General features: G+C 62.8%; 20 protein-coding genes. 12 read left to right on the forward strand and 8 right to left on the reverse strand.

Annotated features, from left to right (window positions below; genetic code table 11):
* Positions 1-90: 90 nt before the first annotated feature.
* The 3 genes from rpoD to ACN9MX_RS03495 all read right to left on the reverse strand — a co-directional run bounded on the left by rpoD (position 91) and on the right by ACN9MX_RS03495 (position 4,618).
* Positions 91-2,136, reverse strand: a complete 2,046-nt coding sequence (gene rpoD, locus ACN9MX_RS03485; protein ID WP_363735019.1) for an RNA polymerase sigma factor RpoD — start codon at positions 2,134-2,136, stop codon at positions 91-93.
* A gap of 45 nt (positions 2,137-2,181) precedes the next feature.
* Positions 2,182-4,080 carry a DNA primase gene (dnaG, locus tag ACN9MX_RS03490; RefSeq protein WP_363735017.1) on the reverse strand — a complete coding sequence of 633 codons (1,899 nt, stop codon included), beginning with the start codon at positions 4,078-4,080 and terminating at the stop codon, positions 2,182-2,184.
* Positions 4,081-4,165: 85 nt separating this feature from the next.
* The gene (locus ACN9MX_RS03495; RefSeq protein ID WP_363735015.1) at positions 4,166-4,618 is read right to left on the reverse strand and encodes a GatB/YqeY domain-containing protein; all 453 of its coding nucleotides are present in this window, start codon (positions 4,616-4,618) and stop codon (positions 4,166-4,168) included.
* Positions 4,619-4,772: 154 nt separating this feature from the next.
* Here ACN9MX_RS03495 and carA point away from each other — a divergent pair, with 154 nt between their 5' ends.
* The 6 genes from carA (at position 4,773) to ACN9MX_RS03525 (ending at position 11,514) form a co-directional block, all read left to right on the forward strand.
* A complete protein-coding gene (carA, locus tag ACN9MX_RS03500) occupies positions 4,773-5,936 on the forward strand; it encodes a glutamine-hydrolyzing carbamoyl-phosphate synthase small subunit (protein WP_363825528.1) in 1,164 nt (387 codons plus the stop codon).
* Positions 5,933-6,301 (forward strand): ribonuclease E inhibitor RraB, encoded by a 369-nt coding sequence (locus tag ACN9MX_RS03505; RefSeq protein ID WP_363825530.1) that lies wholly within the window; start codon positions 5,933-5,935, stop codon positions 6,299-6,301. Before carA ends, ACN9MX_RS03505 begins: the two co-directional genes overlap by 4 nt.
* Complete coding sequence (locus ACN9MX_RS03510; protein ID WP_363825533.1) at positions 6,298-6,942, forward strand: hypothetical protein; 645 nt, start codon at positions 6,298-6,300, stop codon at positions 6,940-6,942. Before ACN9MX_RS03505 ends, ACN9MX_RS03510 begins: the two co-directional genes overlap by 4 nt.
* Positions 6,942-10,289 carry a carbamoyl-phosphate synthase large subunit gene (carB, locus tag ACN9MX_RS03515; protein WP_363754110.1) on the forward strand — a complete coding sequence of 1,116 codons (3,348 nt, stop codon included), beginning with the start codon at positions 6,942-6,944 and terminating at the stop codon, positions 10,287-10,289. Before ACN9MX_RS03510 ends, carB begins: the two co-directional genes overlap by 1 nt.
* Positions 10,290-10,370: 81 nt before the next feature.
* Complete coding sequence (gene greA, locus ACN9MX_RS03520) at positions 10,371-10,847, forward strand: transcription elongation factor GreA (RefSeq protein ID WP_133651914.1); 477 nt, start codon at positions 10,371-10,373, stop codon at positions 10,845-10,847.
* A gap of 28 nt (positions 10,848-10,875) precedes the next feature.
* Positions 10,876-11,514 carry a rhomboid family intramembrane serine protease gene (locus ACN9MX_RS03525; RefSeq protein ID WP_363826608.1) on the forward strand — a complete coding sequence of 213 codons (639 nt, stop codon included), beginning with the start codon at positions 10,876-10,878 and terminating at the stop codon, positions 11,512-11,514.
* Between the two features lie 3 nt (positions 11,515-11,517).
* Here the strand turns inward: ACN9MX_RS03525 and ACN9MX_RS03530 are convergent, their stop codons facing one another.
* The 5 genes from ACN9MX_RS03530 to ACN9MX_RS03550 form a co-directional block, all read right to left on the reverse strand.
* On the reverse strand, positions 11,518-11,739 hold the full coding sequence (locus ACN9MX_RS03530) for a DUF4170 domain-containing protein (protein ID WP_133651916.1): 222 nt from the start codon (positions 11,737-11,739) through the stop codon (positions 11,518-11,520).
* 108 nt (positions 11,740-11,847) lie between these two features.
* Entirely contained in the window at positions 11,848-12,435 is a 588-nt protein-coding gene (locus ACN9MX_RS03535) for a hypothetical protein (protein ID WP_363735007.1), read from the reverse strand.
* Positions 12,428-12,751: a hypothetical protein gene (locus ACN9MX_RS03540; RefSeq protein ID WP_363735006.1), complete on the reverse strand. Its 324-nt coding sequence runs from the start codon at positions 12,749-12,751 to the stop codon at positions 12,428-12,430. The genes ACN9MX_RS03535 and ACN9MX_RS03540 overlap by 8 nt, the downstream gene beginning before the upstream one ends.
* Complete coding sequence (locus tag ACN9MX_RS03545) at positions 12,748-13,107, reverse strand: phage holin family protein (protein WP_363825536.1); 360 nt, start codon at positions 13,105-13,107, stop codon at positions 12,748-12,750. The genes ACN9MX_RS03540 and ACN9MX_RS03545 overlap by 4 nt, the downstream gene beginning before the upstream one ends.
* A 53-nt stretch (positions 13,108-13,160) precedes the next feature.
* Complete coding sequence (locus ACN9MX_RS03550; protein WP_363735003.1) at positions 13,161-13,778, reverse strand: hypothetical protein; 618 nt, start codon at positions 13,776-13,778, stop codon at positions 13,161-13,163.
* Positions 13,779-14,001: 223 nt separating this feature from the next.
* Here ACN9MX_RS03550 and eno point away from each other — a divergent pair, with 223 nt between their 5' ends.
* The 6 genes from eno (at position 14,002) to ACN9MX_RS03580 (ending at position 19,479) form a co-directional block, all read left to right on the forward strand.
* Positions 14,002-15,276 (forward strand): phosphopyruvate hydratase, encoded by a 1,275-nt coding sequence (gene eno, locus ACN9MX_RS03555; RefSeq protein ID WP_363735002.1) that lies wholly within the window; start codon positions 14,002-14,004, stop codon positions 15,274-15,276.
* Positions 15,277-15,352: 76 nt separating this feature from the next.
* On the forward strand, positions 15,353-15,664 hold the full coding sequence (locus ACN9MX_RS03560; RefSeq protein ID WP_363825539.1) for an FtsB family cell division protein: 312 nt from the start codon (positions 15,353-15,355) through the stop codon (positions 15,662-15,664).
* Between the two features lie 124 nt (positions 15,665-15,788).
* Entirely contained in the window at positions 15,789-16,865 is a 1,077-nt protein-coding gene (gene pdhA, locus ACN9MX_RS03565) for a pyruvate dehydrogenase (acetyl-transferring) E1 component subunit alpha (protein WP_133651922.1), read from the forward strand.
* A complete protein-coding gene (locus ACN9MX_RS03570; RefSeq protein WP_363825542.1) occupies positions 16,865-18,217 on the forward strand; it encodes a pyruvate dehydrogenase complex E1 component subunit beta in 1,353 nt (450 codons plus the stop codon). Before pdhA ends, ACN9MX_RS03570 begins: the two co-directional genes overlap by 1 nt.
* A gap of 145 nt (positions 18,218-18,362) precedes the next feature.
* Complete coding sequence (locus tag ACN9MX_RS03575) at positions 18,363-19,004, forward strand: hypothetical protein (protein ID WP_363825544.1); 642 nt, start codon at positions 18,363-18,365, stop codon at positions 19,002-19,004.
* Between the two features lie 10 nt (positions 19,005-19,014).
* Positions 19,015-19,479 (forward strand): EF-hand domain-containing protein, encoded by a 465-nt coding sequence (locus tag ACN9MX_RS03580; protein WP_133651925.1) that lies wholly within the window; start codon positions 19,015-19,017, stop codon positions 19,477-19,479.
* Positions 19,480-19,501 lie beyond the last annotated feature (22 nt).

The raw sequence follows: 19,501 nt of genomic DNA on the forward strand, positions 1-19,501 counted from the left end.
GAGGAGTTTACGCCAGTAAAAAAGGGCGACCCGAAGCCGCCCTTTTTCGATCATCCTGCCGCGCTGCGGCCTCGGCCTGCCGAAGCGCCTCTATTGGTCCAGGAAGCTGCGCATCTTGCGGCTGCGGCTCGGGTGCTTGAGCTTGCGCAGCGCCTTCGCCTCGATCTGGCGGATGCGTTCGCGGGTGACGCTGAACTGCTGTCCGACCTCTTCCAGCGTATGGTCGGTGTTCATGCCGATGCCAAAGCGCATGCGCAGCACGCGTTCCTCGCGCGGGGTCAGCGATGCCAGAACGCGCGTGACGGTTTCCTTGAGATTCGCCTGAATGGCGGCATCCACGGGGATGATCGCATTCTTGTCCTCGATGAAGTCGCCCAGATGGCTGTCTTCCTCATCACCAATCGGCGTTTCCAGCGAGATCGGCTCCTTGGCGATCTTCATCACCTTGCGCACCTTCTCCAGCGGCATGGACAGCCGCTCGGCCATCTCCTCCGGAGTGGGTTCGCGGCCCTGTTCATGCAGGAACTGGCGGCTGGTCCGCACCAGCTTGTTGATCGTTTCGATCATGTGGACGGGGATGCGGATGGTTCGCGCCTGGTCCGCAATCGATCGGGTGATCGCCTGACGGATCCACCAGGTCGCATAGGTGCTGAACTTGTAGCCGCGCCGATATTCGAACTTGTCGACCGCTTTCATCAGGCCGATATTGCCTTCCTGAATAAGATCAAGGAATTGCAGGCCGCGGTTCGTATATTTCTTGGCGATGGAGATGACGAGGCGCAGGTTCGCCTCGACCATTTCCTTCTTGGCGATGCGCGCTTCGCGTTCGCCCTTCTGCACCATGTTGACGATGCGGCGGAATTCCGAAAGCGACATGCCCGTCGCCTGGGCGATCTCGCTCACCTCGACGCGGATGCGCTCCACGGCGCGACCCTCGGCGGCGGCGAAGGCGGCCCATTTCTTGTCCAGCCCCGACACCTTGTCGAGCCAGCCATCGTCCAGTTCATGGTTCACATAGCGGTCGAGGAAATCCTTGCGGCTTACCTTGTGCCGCTCGGCAAGGCGCAGCATCTGCCCGCCCAGCGCGGTCAGGCGCCGGTTATAGGCATAGAGCTGGTCGACCAGATATTCGATCTTCTGCTGGTGGAACTGGACGCTCTCGACCTCGGCGGTGAGCTGTTCGCGCAGATCCTGATAGTCGTCCTCCGCCTTCTGGCTGAGCGTTTCCCCGCTGGCCATGGCGGCCATGCGCGATTCCTGCGCCTTGGAAAAGGCGCGGAAAATCTCCGTGATGGTCGCGAATTTCTCCAGCGCCATCGGCTTGAGCGTCTCTTCCATCTGGGCGAGGGAGAGGGTGTTGTCCTCCTCTTCCTCCTCCTCCATCCGGCGGGCACGGCGTTCGGTCAGGCCGTCCTCATCCTCGTCGGAATCGGCGGATTCCTCCTCCGGCTCTTCCTCTTCCTTGAAGCTGGGGCCAGCGGTCTTCTCGCTGATCTCCCCGTCGTCGTCCTCGGCGCCTTCCTCCAGATTTTCCGGAGCGGGATCCTTGGACAGCATCGCGTCGAGATCGAGGATCTCGCGCAACTGCATCTCGCCATTGTTGAGCGCGGTCGACCATTCGATGATCGCGTTGAAGGTGGTCGGGCTTTCGCACAGGCCCAGGATCATCGTGTCGCGACCCGCCTCGATCCGCTTGGCGATGGCGATCTCGCCCTCGCGGCTGAGCAGTTCCACCGCCCCCATTTCGCGCAGGTACATGCGCACGGGGTCGTCGGTGCGGTCGACCGTTTCCTTCTTCTTTTCCGTTACGGGGCGCGGCGAGCCGTCGTCTTCTGCGCTGTCGTCGGCGCTGTCATCATCGCTGTCGTCGCGCTGATCCTCGCCGTCCTCGCTGGCTTCCTCATTCTCGACGATGTTCACGCCCATTTCGTTGAGCGCGGACATGATGTCCTCGATCTGCTCGGAGGACATCTGGTCCTGCGGCAGCGCGTCGTTCAGCTCGTCATAGGTGATGTAGCCACGCTTCTTCGCGCGGGCGATCAGCTTCTTGACCGACGCCTCGTTCAGATCCAGCAGCGGCGCATCGCCGGTATCCGTATCCTCACCCGCACCCTTGCCGTTCGCCTTGCTCGCCATTTATTCGCCTTAACTCCGCCGCGCCCGTGAAGGGAGCGATCCATATCATATAATATCTTCGGACTGCGCCAGTTCCGCCAGGCGGCGATCATGATCCAGCTTCAACTTGTGGACCCTTTGCTGTTCGGCAAAGCTGTCCTCGTTGAGGTCTTCTCTCGCCCGCCGGGTGGCATGTGCCAACGCCGCCTCCAATTCCGGTCCCTGCGCCATCACCCGAATGGCCTCATCCAGGTCGCGCCGCGCGCGATCCGAGTCGGCCTTGCTTTTATGGGGGGTGAATGTGAACGTGTCGGCCCGGAGCATCCCTTTTGCCATATTATACACTTCACCTTGCCCCAATATGGTAAGGAGGCCATCGGTTTCAACTGTTTCTTTGCTGAACGAGGCCGTGATCATCGCATTCAGCAATTCCGCCAATGCGGAGTCGGCCACGCGAAGCCCGATAAGCGTCTCTCGATGTAGCGCAATCTGATCGGGATGCCGCAGCAGGCTGGCCAGTACGGCACGCAAAAGCCGTTGTTCCATGCCGCTTGCGCCGATCGCCCTTGCCTCGCTTCCCGCGGGGGGAAGGGGGGGCTTCCAATTGCCCCGACGGTCCCGCTGCCAGCCGGATCGGGCGCCGCCACCGCGCTGGTGGCGGGGCTGGAATGCCGCCCGCGCGAAGAACAGCGCGTCATGCCGTTCGCGAAAGGCATGGATATAATGCGCCCGCACGTCGGGGTGGGCGATGGCGTCTGTAATCGCGGAGAGACGCTGCTTTAGCGCGGCGCGCTGTTCCGGTGTATCCAGCGGCGCGGCGCCCTGTTCATGGGTCCACAACCGCTCGATCAGCGGTTCGGCCGCAGCCAGCACCGCTTCCATCGCCGCTGGCCCCTCCGCGCGGATGAGGTCGTCCGGATCCTGACCGGCGGGAAGCGTCGCGAAGGCCAGGCTCATGCCTGGCCGCAGCAGGGGCAGGGCGCGCATCGCTGCCCGGATCGCCGCCTTCTGGCCTGCCGCATCGCCGTCGAAGCAGAGGATCGGCACATCGGCCATCTTCCACAGGCGCTCGATCTGATGCTCGGTCAGTGCCGTGCCCAGCGGGGCCACCGATTCCTCAAAGCCGGCCTGGGCGAGGGCGATCACGTCCATATAGCCCTCCACGACGATGATCCGGCCGCTATGCCGGCTGGCGGGAGAGGCCCGGTCGATATTGTAGAGCGTGCGCCCCTTGTCGAAGAGCGGCGTGTCGGGGGAGTTCAGATATTTGGGCTCGCCCGCGCCCAATATGCGCCCGCCAAAAGCGATCACCCGGCCGCGAATGTCCCGGATCGGCAGCATCAGCCGGCCCCGGAAGCGATCGTAGCTTTCGCGTTTTCGGGCATTCCCGCCATCCGGTTCGGCACCATCCGGATCGATGAGCAAGCCGGCCTCTATCAGCAGCGGCTCGCCAAATTCCTTGAGCGCTGTCTTGAGCCGTCCCCGTCCGTCGGGAGAAAAGCCGAAGCCGAAAGTCCTGGCGGTCGCTGCGCCGATGCCGCGCTTCTGGAGGTAGGATCGTGCTTCCGCGCCCTCTATTCCGCCAAGCTGCTCCTCGAAAAAGCCCTGCGCGGCGGCCATGACGTCATGCAGTCCCCGCGCCTGCTCTGCCCGTTTCGCCGCGCGGGGATCAGGGGCGGGAACGTCCATCCCGGCCGTCTGCGCCAGTTCCTTCACCGCCTCCATGAACGGCAGGCCGCGATGATCGGTCATCCACCGGATCGCATCACCGTGCGCGCCGCAGCCGAAGCAGTGATAAAAGCCCTTTTCGTCATTGATGGTGAAGCTGGGCGTCTTCTCATTATGGAAGGGGCAGCAGGCCTTGTATTCGCGGCCCGCCTTCTGCACCTTCACCGTCCGACCGATCAGGGTGGAAAGCGAGGTGCGCACGCGCAATTCATCGAGGAAGGCGGGCGACAGGCTCATGCTTAACTTACATCCTCCCGCTTGAGACCATCTTCCGGAATGGAGCCTTCCAGAACGGAGGCTTGAAGACCCTGGGGATGCGACCTCAGCCCAGCGCTGCCTTCACTAGCCCGCTCGCCTTGCTCATGTCGATCACCGACCCGTGCCGTTCCTTGAGCACGGCCATGACCTTGCCCATGTCCTTGACGCTGGCCGCACCCACTTCCGCCTTGATCGCCTCGATCGCGGCCTTTGTCTCGTCCTCGCCGAGTTGCTGCGGCAGGAAGCTCTCGATCACGTCCAGTTCCGCCTGCTCCTTCGCGGCCAGCTCGTCGCGGCCGCCGCTTCGGAACATGTCGATGGATTCGCGGCGTTGCTTCGCCATCTTCTGCAGGACCTCGACCACGATGGTGTCGTCATCCGGCACGCTGGACGCGGTGCGCAGTTCGATGTCGCGATCCTTCAGCTTCGCCAGGATCAGGCGCACGGCGGCCAGCCGATCCTTCTCGCCTGCCTTCATGGCGGTGACCTGAGCGCTCTTGATGGTGTCGCGAATCATGCGAATGAATCCTGCCTCTTTCGGAAAGGATCAGATATAACGGCAAAAGAGATTTTTTACAGTGGTTGACCAGCCATGGTTCAGCGCATAGGTGACCGGCCGTTTAACCCGCTTAAGACGGGTTCCTAGCAAAAGCATAAAGGACGATACGACCATGGCTGACGCCAAGACCCTCATTGTGCCCAAAGGAGCGACAGGGGTATTGGTTTTCGCCGATGGCTCCGCCGTCTTCGGCCGCGGCTTCGGTGCGACTGGCGATGCCGTGGGTGAGCTTTGCTTCAACACGGCGATGACCGGATATCAGGAAGTGATGACCGACCCCAGCTATGCGGGGCAGATCGTCACTTTCACCTTCCCGCATATCGGCAATGTCGGCACCAATCTGGACGATGTGGAGGCGGACCTGCCCCACGCGCTGGGCTGCGTCGTGCGGCAGGATGTCACGGAACCCAGCAACTTCCGCAATGTCGAGCCCTTCGACCAGTGGATGAAGGAAAAGGGCCGCATCGGGCTTGCTGGCGTCGACACCCGCGCGCTCACCCGCATGATCCGCGTGAAGGGCGCGCCCAACGTCGTCATCGCCCATGATCCCGAAGGCAATTTCGACCTTGAAGCGCTCACCGCCAAGGCTGCGGCCTGGCCGGGCCTTGAAGGCATGGACCTCGCCATCGAGGTCAGCGCCAAGGAAAGCCGCCTCTGGAAGGACGGCGTGTGGAAGCTGGGCTTCGGCTATGGCAAGGATGAAGCGGCGGATGACCGCCCCCATGTCGTCGCCATTGATTATGGCGCGAAGAACAACATCTTCCGCAACCTTGTGAAGGCAGGCGCCCGCGTCACCGTGCTGCCCGCGACCGCCACCTATGAGCAGGTGATGGAGCAGCAACCCGACGGCGTGTTCCTCTCCAACGGTCCCGGCGACCCGGCCGCGACCGGCGAATATGCCGTGCCGGTGATCAGACAAGTACTCGAAGCCGACAAGCCCGTCTTCGGCATCTGCCTTGGCCATCAGATGCTGGCGCTCGCCGCTGGCGCGAAGACCATCAAGATGCATCAGGGCCATCGCGGCGCCAACCATCCGGTCAAGCGCCTGTCGGACGGCCTGGTCGAGATCACCTCGATGAACCACGGCTTCGCGGTGGACAGCGACACGCTGCCCGCCAATGTGAAGGCGACCCATGTGTCGCTCTTCGATGGCAGCAATTGCGGCATCGAACTCACGGATAAGAAAGCCTTCTCGGTCCAGTACCACCCCGAAGCCTCGCCCGGCCCGCAGGACAGCTTCTATCTGTTCCAGCGCTTCGTCGAGGGGCTTAAATGAGCCTCAACCTGCCCCCGGTTGACGAAGCCCGCCTTGCCGCCGAGTGGGAGGCGGACAAGTCCGTCCTCGCCAATCTCGCCGCCAATGGCGACGTGGCGCGTTTGGCGCGCCCGGTCGATGTCAGCTTCAAGGGCAGCGAAAAGGATTTCGAGCGCGTTCTCACCATCGCCAGCCAATTCGGCTTCGTCGAACTGGACCGCGAGGAAGATGAGGATGGCGACCTATTCCTCTTCCTCGAATGCGTGCAGCCGGTCGATGAGCAGTCGATCCGCGCGCTGACGAAGAAATGCCTCCAGATCGAAATCCTGTGCGGCGTCGAATATGACGGCTGGGGCTGCGAGGCCCGGACGGGGGGCGTGCATTGATCAATTTTATTCCACAGCAAGCGCTAAACGAAGCAGTCCTGTTCCAGCTTTTCGTCCATGCTCAAAAAGCTGACGAAAGACTGCTGAAGGATGAAATTGCGAAGCTGTTCTCAATCGCCATTAGCGCTAAGCGCGTAGAGTTAGCGCTTGATGATCTAGTAGAGCGATCATTTGTGTCGCGCTGGAGTAATAGCGGTTCGTCCACGATTAAACCGGAGGGCTACAAGTATGTGGAAGAGCAGCTAGCTGATCCCGATTCCTTTATTAGCCGGTACGCTATGAATGGCGATGATTGGTTAAATCAACAGAATCTGGGTAATGGCGCTCCCGCCTCCGATCGAGTTGTGACATTTAGTCATAATCAGGTAGACGAGGCCGTTGCTTCATTTGCGCCGGTTATTGAAGCGCTTGAGGCAGACAACGGCAATCCGGAGCAGCCAGGTTTACGCGAGCGTATTCTCGGTCAACTTCGAGCGGGTATCGAGCTTATTCGAGCCGGCGAATTTAAGGCCTATTTGGTTTACCTAACCGTTGTTCGCGGCTTGGGTGAATTAATTGAAAAATACGGTAATCCCGCCATTGCTAAGCTGGCTGATGCCTTGCTTGGCGCAATCGTCTCCCAAATATTTCAGGCCAAATAATGCCCAAACGCACCGACATCTCCTCCATCCTCATCATCGGCGCTGGCCCGATCATCATCGGCCAGGCTTGCGAGTTCGACTATTCGGGCACGCAAGCGGTGAAGGCGCTCAAGGAAGAGGGCTATCGCATCATCCTGGTCAATTCCAACCCGGCCACTATCATGACCGACCCGGAATTTGCCGACGCCACCTATGTCGAACCGATCACGCCCGAAATCGTGGCGAAGATCATCGAGAAGGAACGCCCCGACGCGGTGCTGCCGACCATGGGCGGCCAGACCGCGCTCAACACGGCGCTTGCCCTGTTCAACGACGGCACGCTGGAGAAGTTCGGCGTCAAGATGATCGGCGCCGACGCGCAAGCCATCGACAAGGCCGAGGATCGCCTGAAATTCCGCGATGCGATGGACAAGATCGGCCTGGAATCCGCCCGGTCGCGTATCGCACATACTATGGAAGAAGCGCTCGAAGCCCTTGAATTCACGGGGCTTCCATCCATCATCCGGCCCAGCTTCACGCTTGGCGGCACCGGCGGCGGCGTCGCCTACAACAAGGACGAGTTCAAGCAGATCGTGGCCGCTGGCCTCGATGCGTCCCCGACCACCGAAGTGCTGATCGAAGAGTCGCTGCTCGGCTGGAAGGAATATGAGATGGAGGTCGTGCGGGATCGCAATGACAATGCCATCATCATCTGCTCCATCGAAAATGTCGATCCGATGGGCGTCCACACGGGCGACTCCATCACGGTCGCGCCGGCGCTGACCCTGACCGACAAGGAATATCAGATCATGCGCAACGCGAGTATCGCGGTGCTGCGTGAAATCGGTGTTGAAACAGGCGGTTCGAACGTACAGTTCGCAGTCAATCCGAAGGACGGCCGCCTGATCGTCATCGAGATGAACCCGCGCGTCTCGCGCTCCTCGGCGCTGGCGTCGAAGGCGACCGGCTTCCCGATCGCCAAGGTCGCGGCCAAGCTTGCCGTCGGCTATACGCTGGACGAGATCGAGAACGACATTACCGGCGCGACGCCCGCCAGCTTCGAACCGACGATCGACTATGTCGTGACCAAGATCCCGCGCTTCGCCTTTGAAAAGTTCAAGGGGAGCGAACCGCTGCTCGGCACCGCGATGAAGTCGGTGGGTGAGGTGATGGCGATCGGCCGCAACATCCATGAATCGATGCAGAAGGCGCTGCGCGGCCTGGAAACCGGGCTTTGCGGCTTCAACGAGGTCGACCATCTGGTCGGCGCGCCCAAGGACGACATCATCGCCGCGCTGGCCCAGCCGACGCCCGATCGCCTGCTGGTCGCCGCGCAGGCGCTGCGCGAGGGCCTGACCGTCGCCGAAATCCACAATATCGCGAAGTTCGACCCCTGGTTCCTGGAGCGGATCAAGGAAATCATCGACGCCGAAGCGGAAATCCTGTCCAATGGCCTGCCGCAGGATGCCGACGGGATGCGCCGCCTCAAGGCCATGGGCTTTTCCGACAAGCGCTTGGCCTATCTGGCGCTCAAGTCCGCCAATCTGCGCGGGATGGAGCGGGGCATCGCTCGCGGTTCGGGCCTGATCCATGACGCGGTCAAGGCAATGACCGGTGGCGTCACCGAGGATGAAGTCCGTGCCCTGCGCCACAAGCTGGGCGTGCGCCCGGTTTTCAAGCGGATCGACACCTGCGCCGCCGAGTTCGAGGCGAAGACGCCTTATATGTACTCCACCTATGAAGCGCCGATCTTTGGCGAGGCGGAGAATGAGGCGCAGCCGTCCGATCGCAGGAAGGTCGTCATCCTGGGCGGTGGTCCCAACCGGATCGGCCAGGGGATCGAGTTCGACTATTGCTGCGTCCACGCCTGCTTTGCGCTGGCGGAGGCGGGTTATGAAACGATCATGGTCAACTGCAACCCGGAAACGGTGTCGACCGACTATGACACCTCCGACCGCCTCTATTTCGAGCCGCTGACGGCCGAGGACGTGCTGGAAATACTGAGCGTCGAGATGTCGAACGGCACGCTGGCCGGCGTCATCGTCCAGTTCGGCGGGCAAACGCCGCTCAAGCTGGCGCAGGCGCTGGAGGATGCGGGCGTGCCGATCCTGGGCACCTCGCCCGACGCCATCGACCTGGCGGAAGACCGCGAGCGCTTCGCCGCGCTGATCGACAGGCTGAAGCTCAAGCAGCCCGCCAATGGCATCGCCCGCAGCCGGGAAGAAGCCATCGCCGTCGCCAACCGCATCGGATATCCGGTCCTGATGCGCCCGTCCTATGTCCTGGGCGGCCGCGCCATGGAGATCGTCGACGGCCAGGCGCAACTGGAAGAATATATCGCCACCGCCGTTCAAGTGTCGGGCGACTCCCCGGTGCTGATCGACCAATATCTGCGCGACGCGGTAGAGGTGGATGTGGACGCGCTCTGCGACGGCGATGACGTGGTGGTTGCCGGCGTGCTGCAGCATATCGAGGAAGCAGGCGTCCATTCCGGTGACTCCGCCTGCTCCTTGCCGCCCTACAGCCTGTCGGACGACATCATCGCGGAAATAGAGCGCCAGGCCGATGTCCTCGCCCGCGCGCTGTCGGTGCGTGGCCTGATGAACATCCAGTTCGCGGTCAAGGATGGGCCGGAGGGGCAGACGGTCTATCTGATCGAGGTCAACCCCCGCGCCAGCCGGACCGTGCCCTTCGTCGCCAAGGCCATCGGCACGCCCATCGCCAAGATCGCGAGCCGGGTGATGGCGGGCGAGAAGCTGAAGGATCTGCCGAAGATCGACCGCAACGCGATTTCGCACATTGCGGTCAAGGAAGCCGTCTTCCCCTTCGCCCGCTTCCCCGGCGTCGATCCCGTCCTTTCCCCGGAAATGAAGAGCACCGGCGAAGTCATGGGCATCGACAGCGATTTCGCGACCGCCTTCGCCAAGGCGCAGCTCGGCGCGGGGACCATCCTGCCCAAGAGCGGGACGGTGTTCGTGTCGGTCAAGGACAGCGACAAGCCGGTGATCCTGCCCGCCGTGCAGAAAATGGCGGCGCTGGGCTTCACCATCATCGCGACCGGCGGCACCGCCCGCTATCTGGAAGAGCAGGGCATCGCCGTGCAGCCAGTGAACAAGGTGGCCGAAGGCCGTCCCCATATCGTAGACAAGATCACCGACGGCGATGTCGACCTGATCTTCAACACGACGGAGGGCTGGCAATCGCTCAAGGACAGCAAGGCGATCCGCACCAGCGCCCTGCGCGCCAAGGTCGCCAGCTTCACCACGGCGGCGGCCAGCGTCGCGGCGGCCAATGCGATCGAGGCTCTTCAGGGCCATGCCCTTGAAGTGCGTTCGCTCCAGTCCTATTATCCACTGTCGCAAGCCTGATCCCCTGCACAAGGAAGCATGCTGCGGGTGGCCCCAAGTTGGGGGCCGCCAAAGGGAAGTTTTGACGAAGGATTTGCAAGAATGGCGACCGTCGAGAAGATGCCGATGCTGCAGATGGGCTATGACAAGCTCAACGAGCAGCTCCGCGAATTGAAGGCCGAGCGGCCATTGATCGTGGACGCCATCGAAGAAGCGCGCGCGCACGGCGATTTGTCGGAAAATGCCGAATATCATGCCGCCAAGGAGCGTCAGGGGCAGGTCGAAGCCACCATTGCCGATCTGGAAGACAAGCTGTCGCGCGCCCAGATCATCGATCCCCGGACGCTTTCGGGAGACAAGGTCGTGTTCGGCGCGACCGTCACGCTGCTCGATGAGGATGACAAGCCGGTCAAATACCAGATCGTGGGCCAGGCCGAGGCGGATGCCAAGCTCGGCATGATCAGCTATAACAGCCCGCTGGGACGTGCGCTGATCGGCCGCCAGATCGGCGAGGAGGTCGAAGTGTCGGTGCCCTCCGGCGACAAATTCTACCTGGTCAACAAGATCGATTTCATTTGATCCATCCGTGAAACTGCCTGCTGGTCGCATGACGAACGGGATCGCGGCGATAACTTTCGTCGCGTTTCTGCTGATTTATCTCACAGGGCAGGTCGATAATGCCGCGATCATGGCCGGATTCATCCCGGCCCGGGTGGAGGACGGCGCGCTGCTGGCCGGCATGTCGGCCGTCCCGGTCTGGCTGACCCCGATCAGTTGCACGCTTGTCCACGCCAACTGGCTGCATATCGGGTTCAACCTGTTCATGTTCGTCTTTTGCGGACGACAGGTGGAGCATGTTCTGGACAAGGGCGCGACGCTGCTGCTCTATGTCGCGGGCGCCTATGGCGCGACGGCGCTGCAATGGGCGATCGATCCGCATTCCACCAATCCGATGGTCGGCGCCAGCGGCGCGATATCAGCGGTCATCGCGACCTATGCATTGCTCTACAGCCAGCAGAAGGTTCGCCGCGTGGGGCCGATGTCGGCGAATCTGGTTCGCCTGCTGTGGCTGGCAGCAAGCTGGATCGCGATCCAGCTCATGATCGGCCTCGCCACGGCGCAGGGGCTCGGTGACCTTGGGCAGATTGCGGTTGCCGCGCATATTGGCGGCTTTCTGGTGGGGCTGGTGCTGACGCGGCCGCTGCTTCGCTGGCGTTTCCGCAAACGTCCCCAGCCCCTGTCCTGAATTTTATCCGCTGGGCAGATCCGGCTCCAGCAGCCGGTGCAGATGGACGATCACATAGCGCATTTCGGCGTCATCGACCGTTCGCTGGGCGGCGCCGCGCCAGGCATTTTCGGCGGCGGCATAATCGGGGTACACGCCGACCAGCTCGATGGAGCCAAGATCTTCGAATTCCAGCGTCTGAGGATCTTTGACGCGACCGCCCATCACAAGGTGCAGCTTGCTCATGGTATCTTCTGTTCTCCTGTTCGGGGAACCTGTACCGTAGCAGGCCGCCCGCACCCGTCAAAGGGGGCAGGGGGCCGGATCAGCATGCTTTTGGTGGCGGCGGCGCGTTCAGCTTTTCGGCAACCGCGCCTTCACGGCCTCGCTGAACGCGTCGACCTTGGCGGCGACCAGCGCCATCACATCGTCGGCAAGACGGGATGCCTTTGCGCCCAGTTCGGCTGAGGCAATGGTGTCGCGTGCCGAGGAGGCGGCGTCCTTTGTCCCTTCGGCCGCATTGTGCAGCGCATCTCCCGCACTCGCGCGCAGGGTCTCCGCATTTTCAGCGGCCATGGCCCTGGCGGCGAGCGCCGCGTCCAGCACCTTTGCCCCGGCACTGGTGGCCAGGCCGGGCAGTGCCTTCATCGCTGTCCGGCTCTTGGGAAACATCCATGCGATGACGGCACCTGCCGCGACGGCGCCCGCGACGGCGGCGACGGGATGTTCCTGCACGATCTCATTGGCGCGCGCCGCAATCCGCTGCGATCTGTCCCGTGCGTCCGCATAGGCGTCGCCGGCCTTTTCGCGGCTGGTCTGGATAAGGTCGCCGGCGCTTTCCCTGGCCCGATCCGCCGTATCGCGGAACCGGCCGGACGCGGTCCCGGCGATGTCGTTCGCCGCTTCGCGGGCGCGGGTGAGTTGAGCGCGGATGTCAGCCATTGTCAGTCTCCGAAGTCTCTTCTGTGCGATTGCCTGTCCGAACGTATATGCGCCGGAAAAGTGCCGCGAGCGGACGGCGCAGCAAATAGAGGGCAAGGGCGCCGGCCGCGGCAGCCGTCGCCGCTGGTCGTTGCTGAACCTTGGCGGCGGCATAGGCGGCCCCGTCCATCATCGTTGCCGTCGCCCTGGCCTTTGCATCCTGCTTGAGCCGGGCGGGCGCGATCCGCGCCCTGGCGGCAAGGGCGCTGGAAACCAGCGCGGCGCGGCGCGCGTCGGCACGCGCGACTGCATCACGATAGGCGTCTTCGCGCGTCATGGCTTGATGGCCTTCCTCATCCGGTCGATGCGCCCCTTTGCGAACAATAGCAATATCAGGGCGATGACCAGCGCGCCGCTGAATACGGCGCCTGTCGCCCAGCCGGGGCCGACAAGCGGCGCCAGTGCCAATATGACACCCACCAGACCGGCGACGATGGCCGCGAAGACAAGCATGATGCCCACCAAAGCGAAGATCAGCGCATCGCGAATCCCCGCTCCGGCAATGCCGGCACGCAGCTTCTGCCGTTCGACCTCCGCCTCCGCATAGGCCCGGCCGTCGCTGTACAGGCGCGCGAAGACGTCGCGCACGGACTCGTCCTGTGCATCGGTCTGCAGGGGCTCTTGGGTCAACATATCCTCCGCCCCGGCACCGGGGCCTTATCGTCGGTCAATCGGGCAGGACGCGATCAGGCGTCTTCGTCCGATCCCTTGGCAAGGCGCATCAGCACGAATCCGACCACCGCAGCCGCGCCGATCGCGACGGCCGGGCTCTTGCGCACGAAGTCCCGCGCTTCGGTCATCAACTGGTCGACATCCTTGCTGTCCAGCGTCTTGGCCGCGCCGGCCACTGATTCGGCCGCCTGGCGGGCATAGTCGCCATATTGCGGGCCAAGCTTGGCATCGACGGTGCCCGCCGTGTCGGAAATCAGCTTGGCCAGGCTCTGCATGGCCGATCCGGTCTTGTCCTTGGCGACGCCGGCAGCCGATTTGGCGGTCTTCGACGCCTGGTCCTTGAGCGGGTCGATATGCGATTTCCAGTCGACGGTGTTCAGCTTGTCGGCGGCGGCCCTTGCGGCCTTTTCGGCCTGGGCCTTTATGGGCGCGATCTGCGCGGTCCAGCCATGCGCGGCCGTGCCATTGCCCGGCTTGGCTGCTACGGCCTTGCGCGGGGCGGCGGCCTTTGCGGGCGCGGCCTTCACCAGCGTTCCGGACAGGGCGGGCTTGGCGGGCTTGGCCTTTGGCGCCTTGGCGGGACTGGCCTTCTTGACGCGCTTGGCGGGCGGGGTTTCGGGGGTGTCGGCCATCGTCCTGTGTCTCCCTTTGAAATACGGCGCGATTGCGAGGCGGGCGGGCGGCTCTGCTTCTAATGCTTCGCCACCGCCCACAGTTCCGTTGCCGTTACTATTTTGAGCATCGGCATTTTTCGAGTCCTTGCAAGCCCCCGCATTGCCAAGCGGGGAGGTGGTGGCTAAGCGGGGCGCGAAAAGCGACCAGAGCCAGTCCCCAGAGCCACTCCAAGGAGCGACCATGACCGCCATTCTCGATATTCATGCCCGCCAGATTCTGGACAGCCGCGGCAATCCGACCGTCGAGGTCGACGTGATGCTGGAGGATGGCAGCTTCGGCCGTGCCGCCGTGCCGTCGGGCGCGTCGACCGGCGCCTATGAAGCGGTGGAAAAACGTGATGGCGACCCCGCCAGATATCTCGGCAAGGGCGTGCTCGCCGCTGTCGCTGCCGTCAATGACCAGATTGCCGAGCAGATCATCGGCCTGGATGCAGAGGATCAGGCCGAAGTCGATGCGGCGATGATCGCGCTCGACGGGACGGAGAACAAGTCGAACCTGGGCGCCAATGCGATATTGGGCGTCAGCCTGGCCGTGGCGAAGGCCGCCGCCGACGCGCGCGGCCTGCCGCTCTATCGCTATGTCGGCGGCGTCAATGCGCATGTGCTGCCGGTGCCGATGATGAACATCATCAACGGCGGCGAACATGCCGACAATCCGATCGATTTCCAGGAATTCATGATCATGCCGGTCGGTGCGGAAAGCATCGCGGACGCCGTGCGGATCGGTTCGGAAATCTTCCATACGCTCAAGAAGGGCCTGCACGACAAGGGGCTGGCCACTTCGGTCGGCGACGAGGGCGGTTTCGCGCCCAACATCGCCTCGACCCGCGACGCGCTCGACTTCATCATGCTGTCGGTTGAAAAGGCGGGCTACAAGCCGGGCGACGATGTCGTGCTGGCGCTGGACTGCGCAGCGACCGAGTTCTTCAGGAACGGCAAATATGAGATTTCGGGCGAGGGCCTGTCGCTCAGCCCGGTCGAAATGGCCGATTATCTTGCCGCCCTGTGCGCCGACTATCCGATCAAGTCGATCGAGGACGGCATGAGCGAAGATGATTTCGAAGGCTGGAAGGCGCTGACCGACAAGATCGGCAACAAGGTGCAGCTGGTGGGCGACGATTTGTTCGTGACCAACCCGAAGCGGCTGGAAATGGGCATCGGCAAGGGCTTGGCGAACTCGCTGCTGGTGAAGGTGAACCAGATCGGTTCGCTGACCGAAACGCTGGCCGCCGTCGACATGGCGCACCGGGCGCGCTACACCGCCGTGATGTCGCACCGTTCGGGCGAGACCGAGGACGCGACCATCGCCGATCTCGCCGTGGCCACCAATTGCGGCCAGATAAAGACCGGATCGCTCGCCCGTTCCGACCGGCTTGCCAAATATAACCAGCTCATCCGGATCGAAGAAGAGCTGGGCGATATTGCGCGTTATGCCGGGCGTTCGATCTTCCGCTGAATATAAATTCGGCGACCGGCCGCAAGCAACGCAGATTTTGCTTGCGGCCGGTTCGTCCCTGTGATTCAACTGGTCCATGGCGCATATCGCGAAACTCCGCATGTTGCTTTTCTCGGCTTTTGGCCCGGCGATTGCGGTTCTTCTTCTTCTTTTCTTCGCGGGCTATGTGGTGCTTGGCTCCAACGGCGTTCTGGCCTGGGGCGATTACAAGCGACAATTGAACCATGCGCAGGATGAACTGAAGCAGGTTCAGGCCCACCGGCAGGAATTGAAGAACCGGGTCGACCTGCTCGATCCCCGGCGCGTCGATCCCGATCTTTCCGACGAACTGATCCGGCGGGAGCTGGGCGTCGTTCATCATGATGAAGTGATCGTTCCGCTCAACTGACGGTCCGGACGGCTGATTGATCGCTTTGCCGCGCTTTTGAGTGCCAAGCCGCGTTGCAATTCGGGGCGGACTCCCGCTATATCGCCCTTCCTTCCATCCCCACCCACGCAAAAGGATAAGAACCTTGGCGAAACCAACGACGCCGCGTCCTTCACGCGCAAAGGCAAAGGCGGCTGCACCCGCCGCCGGCGCGGACCACAACCGGCCTCGCCCTGACGCTCCCCAGGATTATGAAGCCACCAAGGAGGAGTTGCTCGAATTTTACCGGCAAATGGTGCTGATCCGCCGTTTCGAGGAAAAGGCGGGCCAGCTTTACGGTCTTGGGCTGATCGGCGGCTTCTGCCACCTCTATATCGGGCAGGAAGCGGTTGCCGTAGGCATCCAGTCAGCGCTCCAGCCGGGCAAAGACAGCGTTATCACCGGCTATCGCGACCATGGCCACATGCTGGCCTATGGCATCGATCCCAATGTCATCATGGCGGAACTGACCGGACGGGAAGCCGGCATTTCGCGCGGCAAGGGCGGTTCGATGCACATGTTCAGCGTCGAGCATAAATTCTACGGCGGCCACGGCATCGTCGGCGCGCAGGTATCGCTGGGCGCGGGCCTGGGTTTTGCGCATAAGTACAATAATGACGGTGGCGTCTGCGTCGCCTATTTCGGCGACGGCGCTGCCAATCAGGGCCAGGTCTATGAATCGTTCAACATGGCCGAATTGTGGAAGTTGCCGATCATCTTCGTGATCGAGAATAACCAATATGCCATGGGAACCAGCGTCAACCGCTCCTCGGCGGAAGACCAGCTCTACCGTCGGGGTGAAAGCTTCCGCATCCCGGGCATCCAGGTGAACGGCATGGACGTGCTCGCGGTACGGGGCGCAACGGAAGAAGCGCTGAAATGGGTCCAGGGTGGCAACGGGCCGATCCTGCTCGAAATGAAGACCTACCGTTATCGCGGCCATTCCATGTCCGACCCGGCCAAATACCGGTCGCGCGAGGAAGTGCAGTCGATGCGCGACAAGTCGGACCCGATCGAGGGCGTCAAGAAATATCTCACCGAAGCCGGCGTGGGCGAAGACGAGCTCAAGAAGATCGATCAGGACATTCGCAAGATCGTCAGCGACGCTGCGGACTTCGCTGAAACCTCTCCCGAACCGGAAATGCACGAACTTTATACCGACGTGCTGGTGGAGCAATATTAATGGGTATCGAAATCAAGATGCCGGCGCTTTCGCCGACCATGGAGGAAGGCACGCTGGCGAAATGGCTGGTGAAGGAAGGTGACGAAGTCCGTTCCGGCGATATCCTCGCCGAGATCGAGACCGACAAGGCCACGATGGAATTCGAAGCTGTTGATGAAGGCAAGATCGGCCAGATCATGATCGCCGAAGGCACCGAGGGGGTGAAGGTCGGCACCGTTATCGCGACGATGGCGGGTGAAGGCGGCGAGGCGGCTCCGGCACCCAGGGCGGAAGCGCCCAAGGCGGAAGCCGCTCTGGCGCCTGTCGCGGCCAGGCCCGCTGCCGAACCGAAGGCCACCGTCAAGGATCCGGCGCTTCCCGACGGCACCGAATATCTTAAAACTACTGTTCGCGAAGCGTTGCGCGACGCCATGGCCGAGGAAATGCGCCGTGACGAGCGCGTCTTCGTCATGGGTGAGGAAGTCGCCGAATATCAGGGCGCCTACAAGGTCACCCAGGGCCTGCTGGAAGAATTTGGCGACAGGCGGGTGATCGACACGCCCATTACCGAATATGGCTTTGCCGGCATTGGCGCGGGCGCGGCCATGGGCGGTCTGAAGCCGGTTATCGAGTTCATGACCTTCAACTTCGCGATGCAGGCGATCGATCACATCATCAACTCTGCGGCGAAGACCAATTACATGTCGGGTGGCCAGATGCGCTGTCCGATCGTGTTCCGTGGTCCCAATGGCGCGGCCAGCCGCGTCGCCGCGCAGCATAGCCAGAATTATGCTCCCTGGTATGCGGCGGTGCCCGGCCTGATCGTGATCGCGCCCTATGACTCGGCCGATGCCAAGGGCCTTCTCAAGGCGGCGATCCGTTCGGAAGACCCGGTCGTGTTCCTGGAGAATGAGCTGGTCTACGGCCGCAGCTTCGATGTGCCGCAGGTGGACGATTATGTCCTGCCGATCGGCAAGGCGCGCATTGTCCGCGAGGGCAGCGACGTGACGCTGGTAAGCTATTCGATTGGCGTGGGCATCGCTCTGGAAGCTGCCGAAGCGCTGGCAGGTGAAGGCATCGACGCGGAGGTCATCGACCTGCGTACGCTGCGTCCGCTCGACACGGCGACCGTGCTGGAAAGCCTCAAGAAGACCAACCGACTCGTCGTGGTCGAAGAGGGCTGGCCTGTCTGTTCGATCTCTTCGGAAATCGCGGCCGTGGTCATGGAGCAGGGCTTCGACGATCTGGACGCCCCGGTGCAGCGCGTCACGAACGAGGACGTGCCGCTGCCCTATGCGGCGAACCTTGAAAAGGCGGCGCTGATCGACGCGGCCCGCGTCGTCGCGGCGGCGAAGAAGGTGTGTTATCGGTAAAGTGGAGATGGGGAGCGGCGTGTGTCGCTCCCCATCGACGCCTTGCATTCTGTCGTCGCTTGTCGGGGCCATGAATGCCGACGCCGTCCGTCGGTCCTGAAAGGCTGATGATGTCGGCCCATTCCCCTTTCATCGATCTGGTCGGATGCATGCCGTGAGCGACGATCTCGCGCCCTTGCCGTCGCTGCTGAGCGCCTATGCAGGGCCTGGCGCTGCCCGGCATCGGCTGGTCTGGGCACTGGACGCTCGTTTCGCGCGACTGGTGGCGACGACGAGCGAGCCGATCATCGGCCAGATGCGCCTGGCCTGGTGGAACGACGCCTTGACGGATGAAAACGGGGTCAAGGGACAGGGTGAACCGCTGATCGACGCGATGCGGCAATTGGCCGCCTTGCCGCCCCACGGACTGGCGCAATGGCTGGACGGCTGGGAAGCGTTGATCGGAGAGCTTGATCTTTCCGGCTATGCGGAGGGCCGGGGGAGCGGCCTGTTTCGCGCACTGGCGGGGCAGGAGGATATTCCGCCATGGCTCGATCGCGCCGGGGCGGCATGGGCGCTCTGGGACCTGTCCGGACATCATGCGGACCCGGACGTCGCCGGCAAGGCGATCGATCTGGCACGGACCTATATAAGTGGCGGCAGCTTACCCTGGACGAAACAATGGCGTCCGCTGCAGATCGCCTATCACCTTGCCCGTCATGACATTGAGAAAGGCCGCCGCGCACCTGCGGGATTGACCCCTGCGCACTATTGGCGATTGGTGCGCATCGGGTTGTTCGGGCGATAGGGGGGATCTGTTGGGACGGGTTTTGGTGAGCGTGATGGCCGCATTACTGATGACGGCAGGCGGGCTGTTCTGGTGGCAGGGGCGGGCGAACAATGAACCCGTGCCCCAGCTCCTGGTCGGATCGCCGCCGCCGCCCGCCGTCGATGTCCTGCCGGAGGGTGATCCGGACGCTTCGGGCGATGCGCCGCCCATGCCCGGCGAAGCGTCGCCGCAAAGCCGCGAGCAGAAGCGATTTGGCCGCTATGACCGCAATCGCGATGGCGTCATCACCCGCGTCGAGATGATGGGCAGCCGCGTCAAGGCGTTCAAGGCGCTCGACCGGGACAATGACAATCTCCTCTCCTTCGAGGAGTGGGCGGTGGCGACCTCGGATCGCTTTGCCGGGGCGGACGGCAATGGTGACGGCAAGCTGACGCCGGCGGAATTCGCGACTACCGCGCCCAAACGAACCGCCACCCCGAAATGCAAATGCTGACGCGTCAGGCGCCGCGCAACGC

It is taken from the genome of Sphingobium sp. R-21 (genome assembly GCF_049913335.1).
GTDB lineage: Bacteria > Pseudomonadota > Alphaproteobacteria > Sphingomonadales > Sphingomonadaceae > Sphingobium.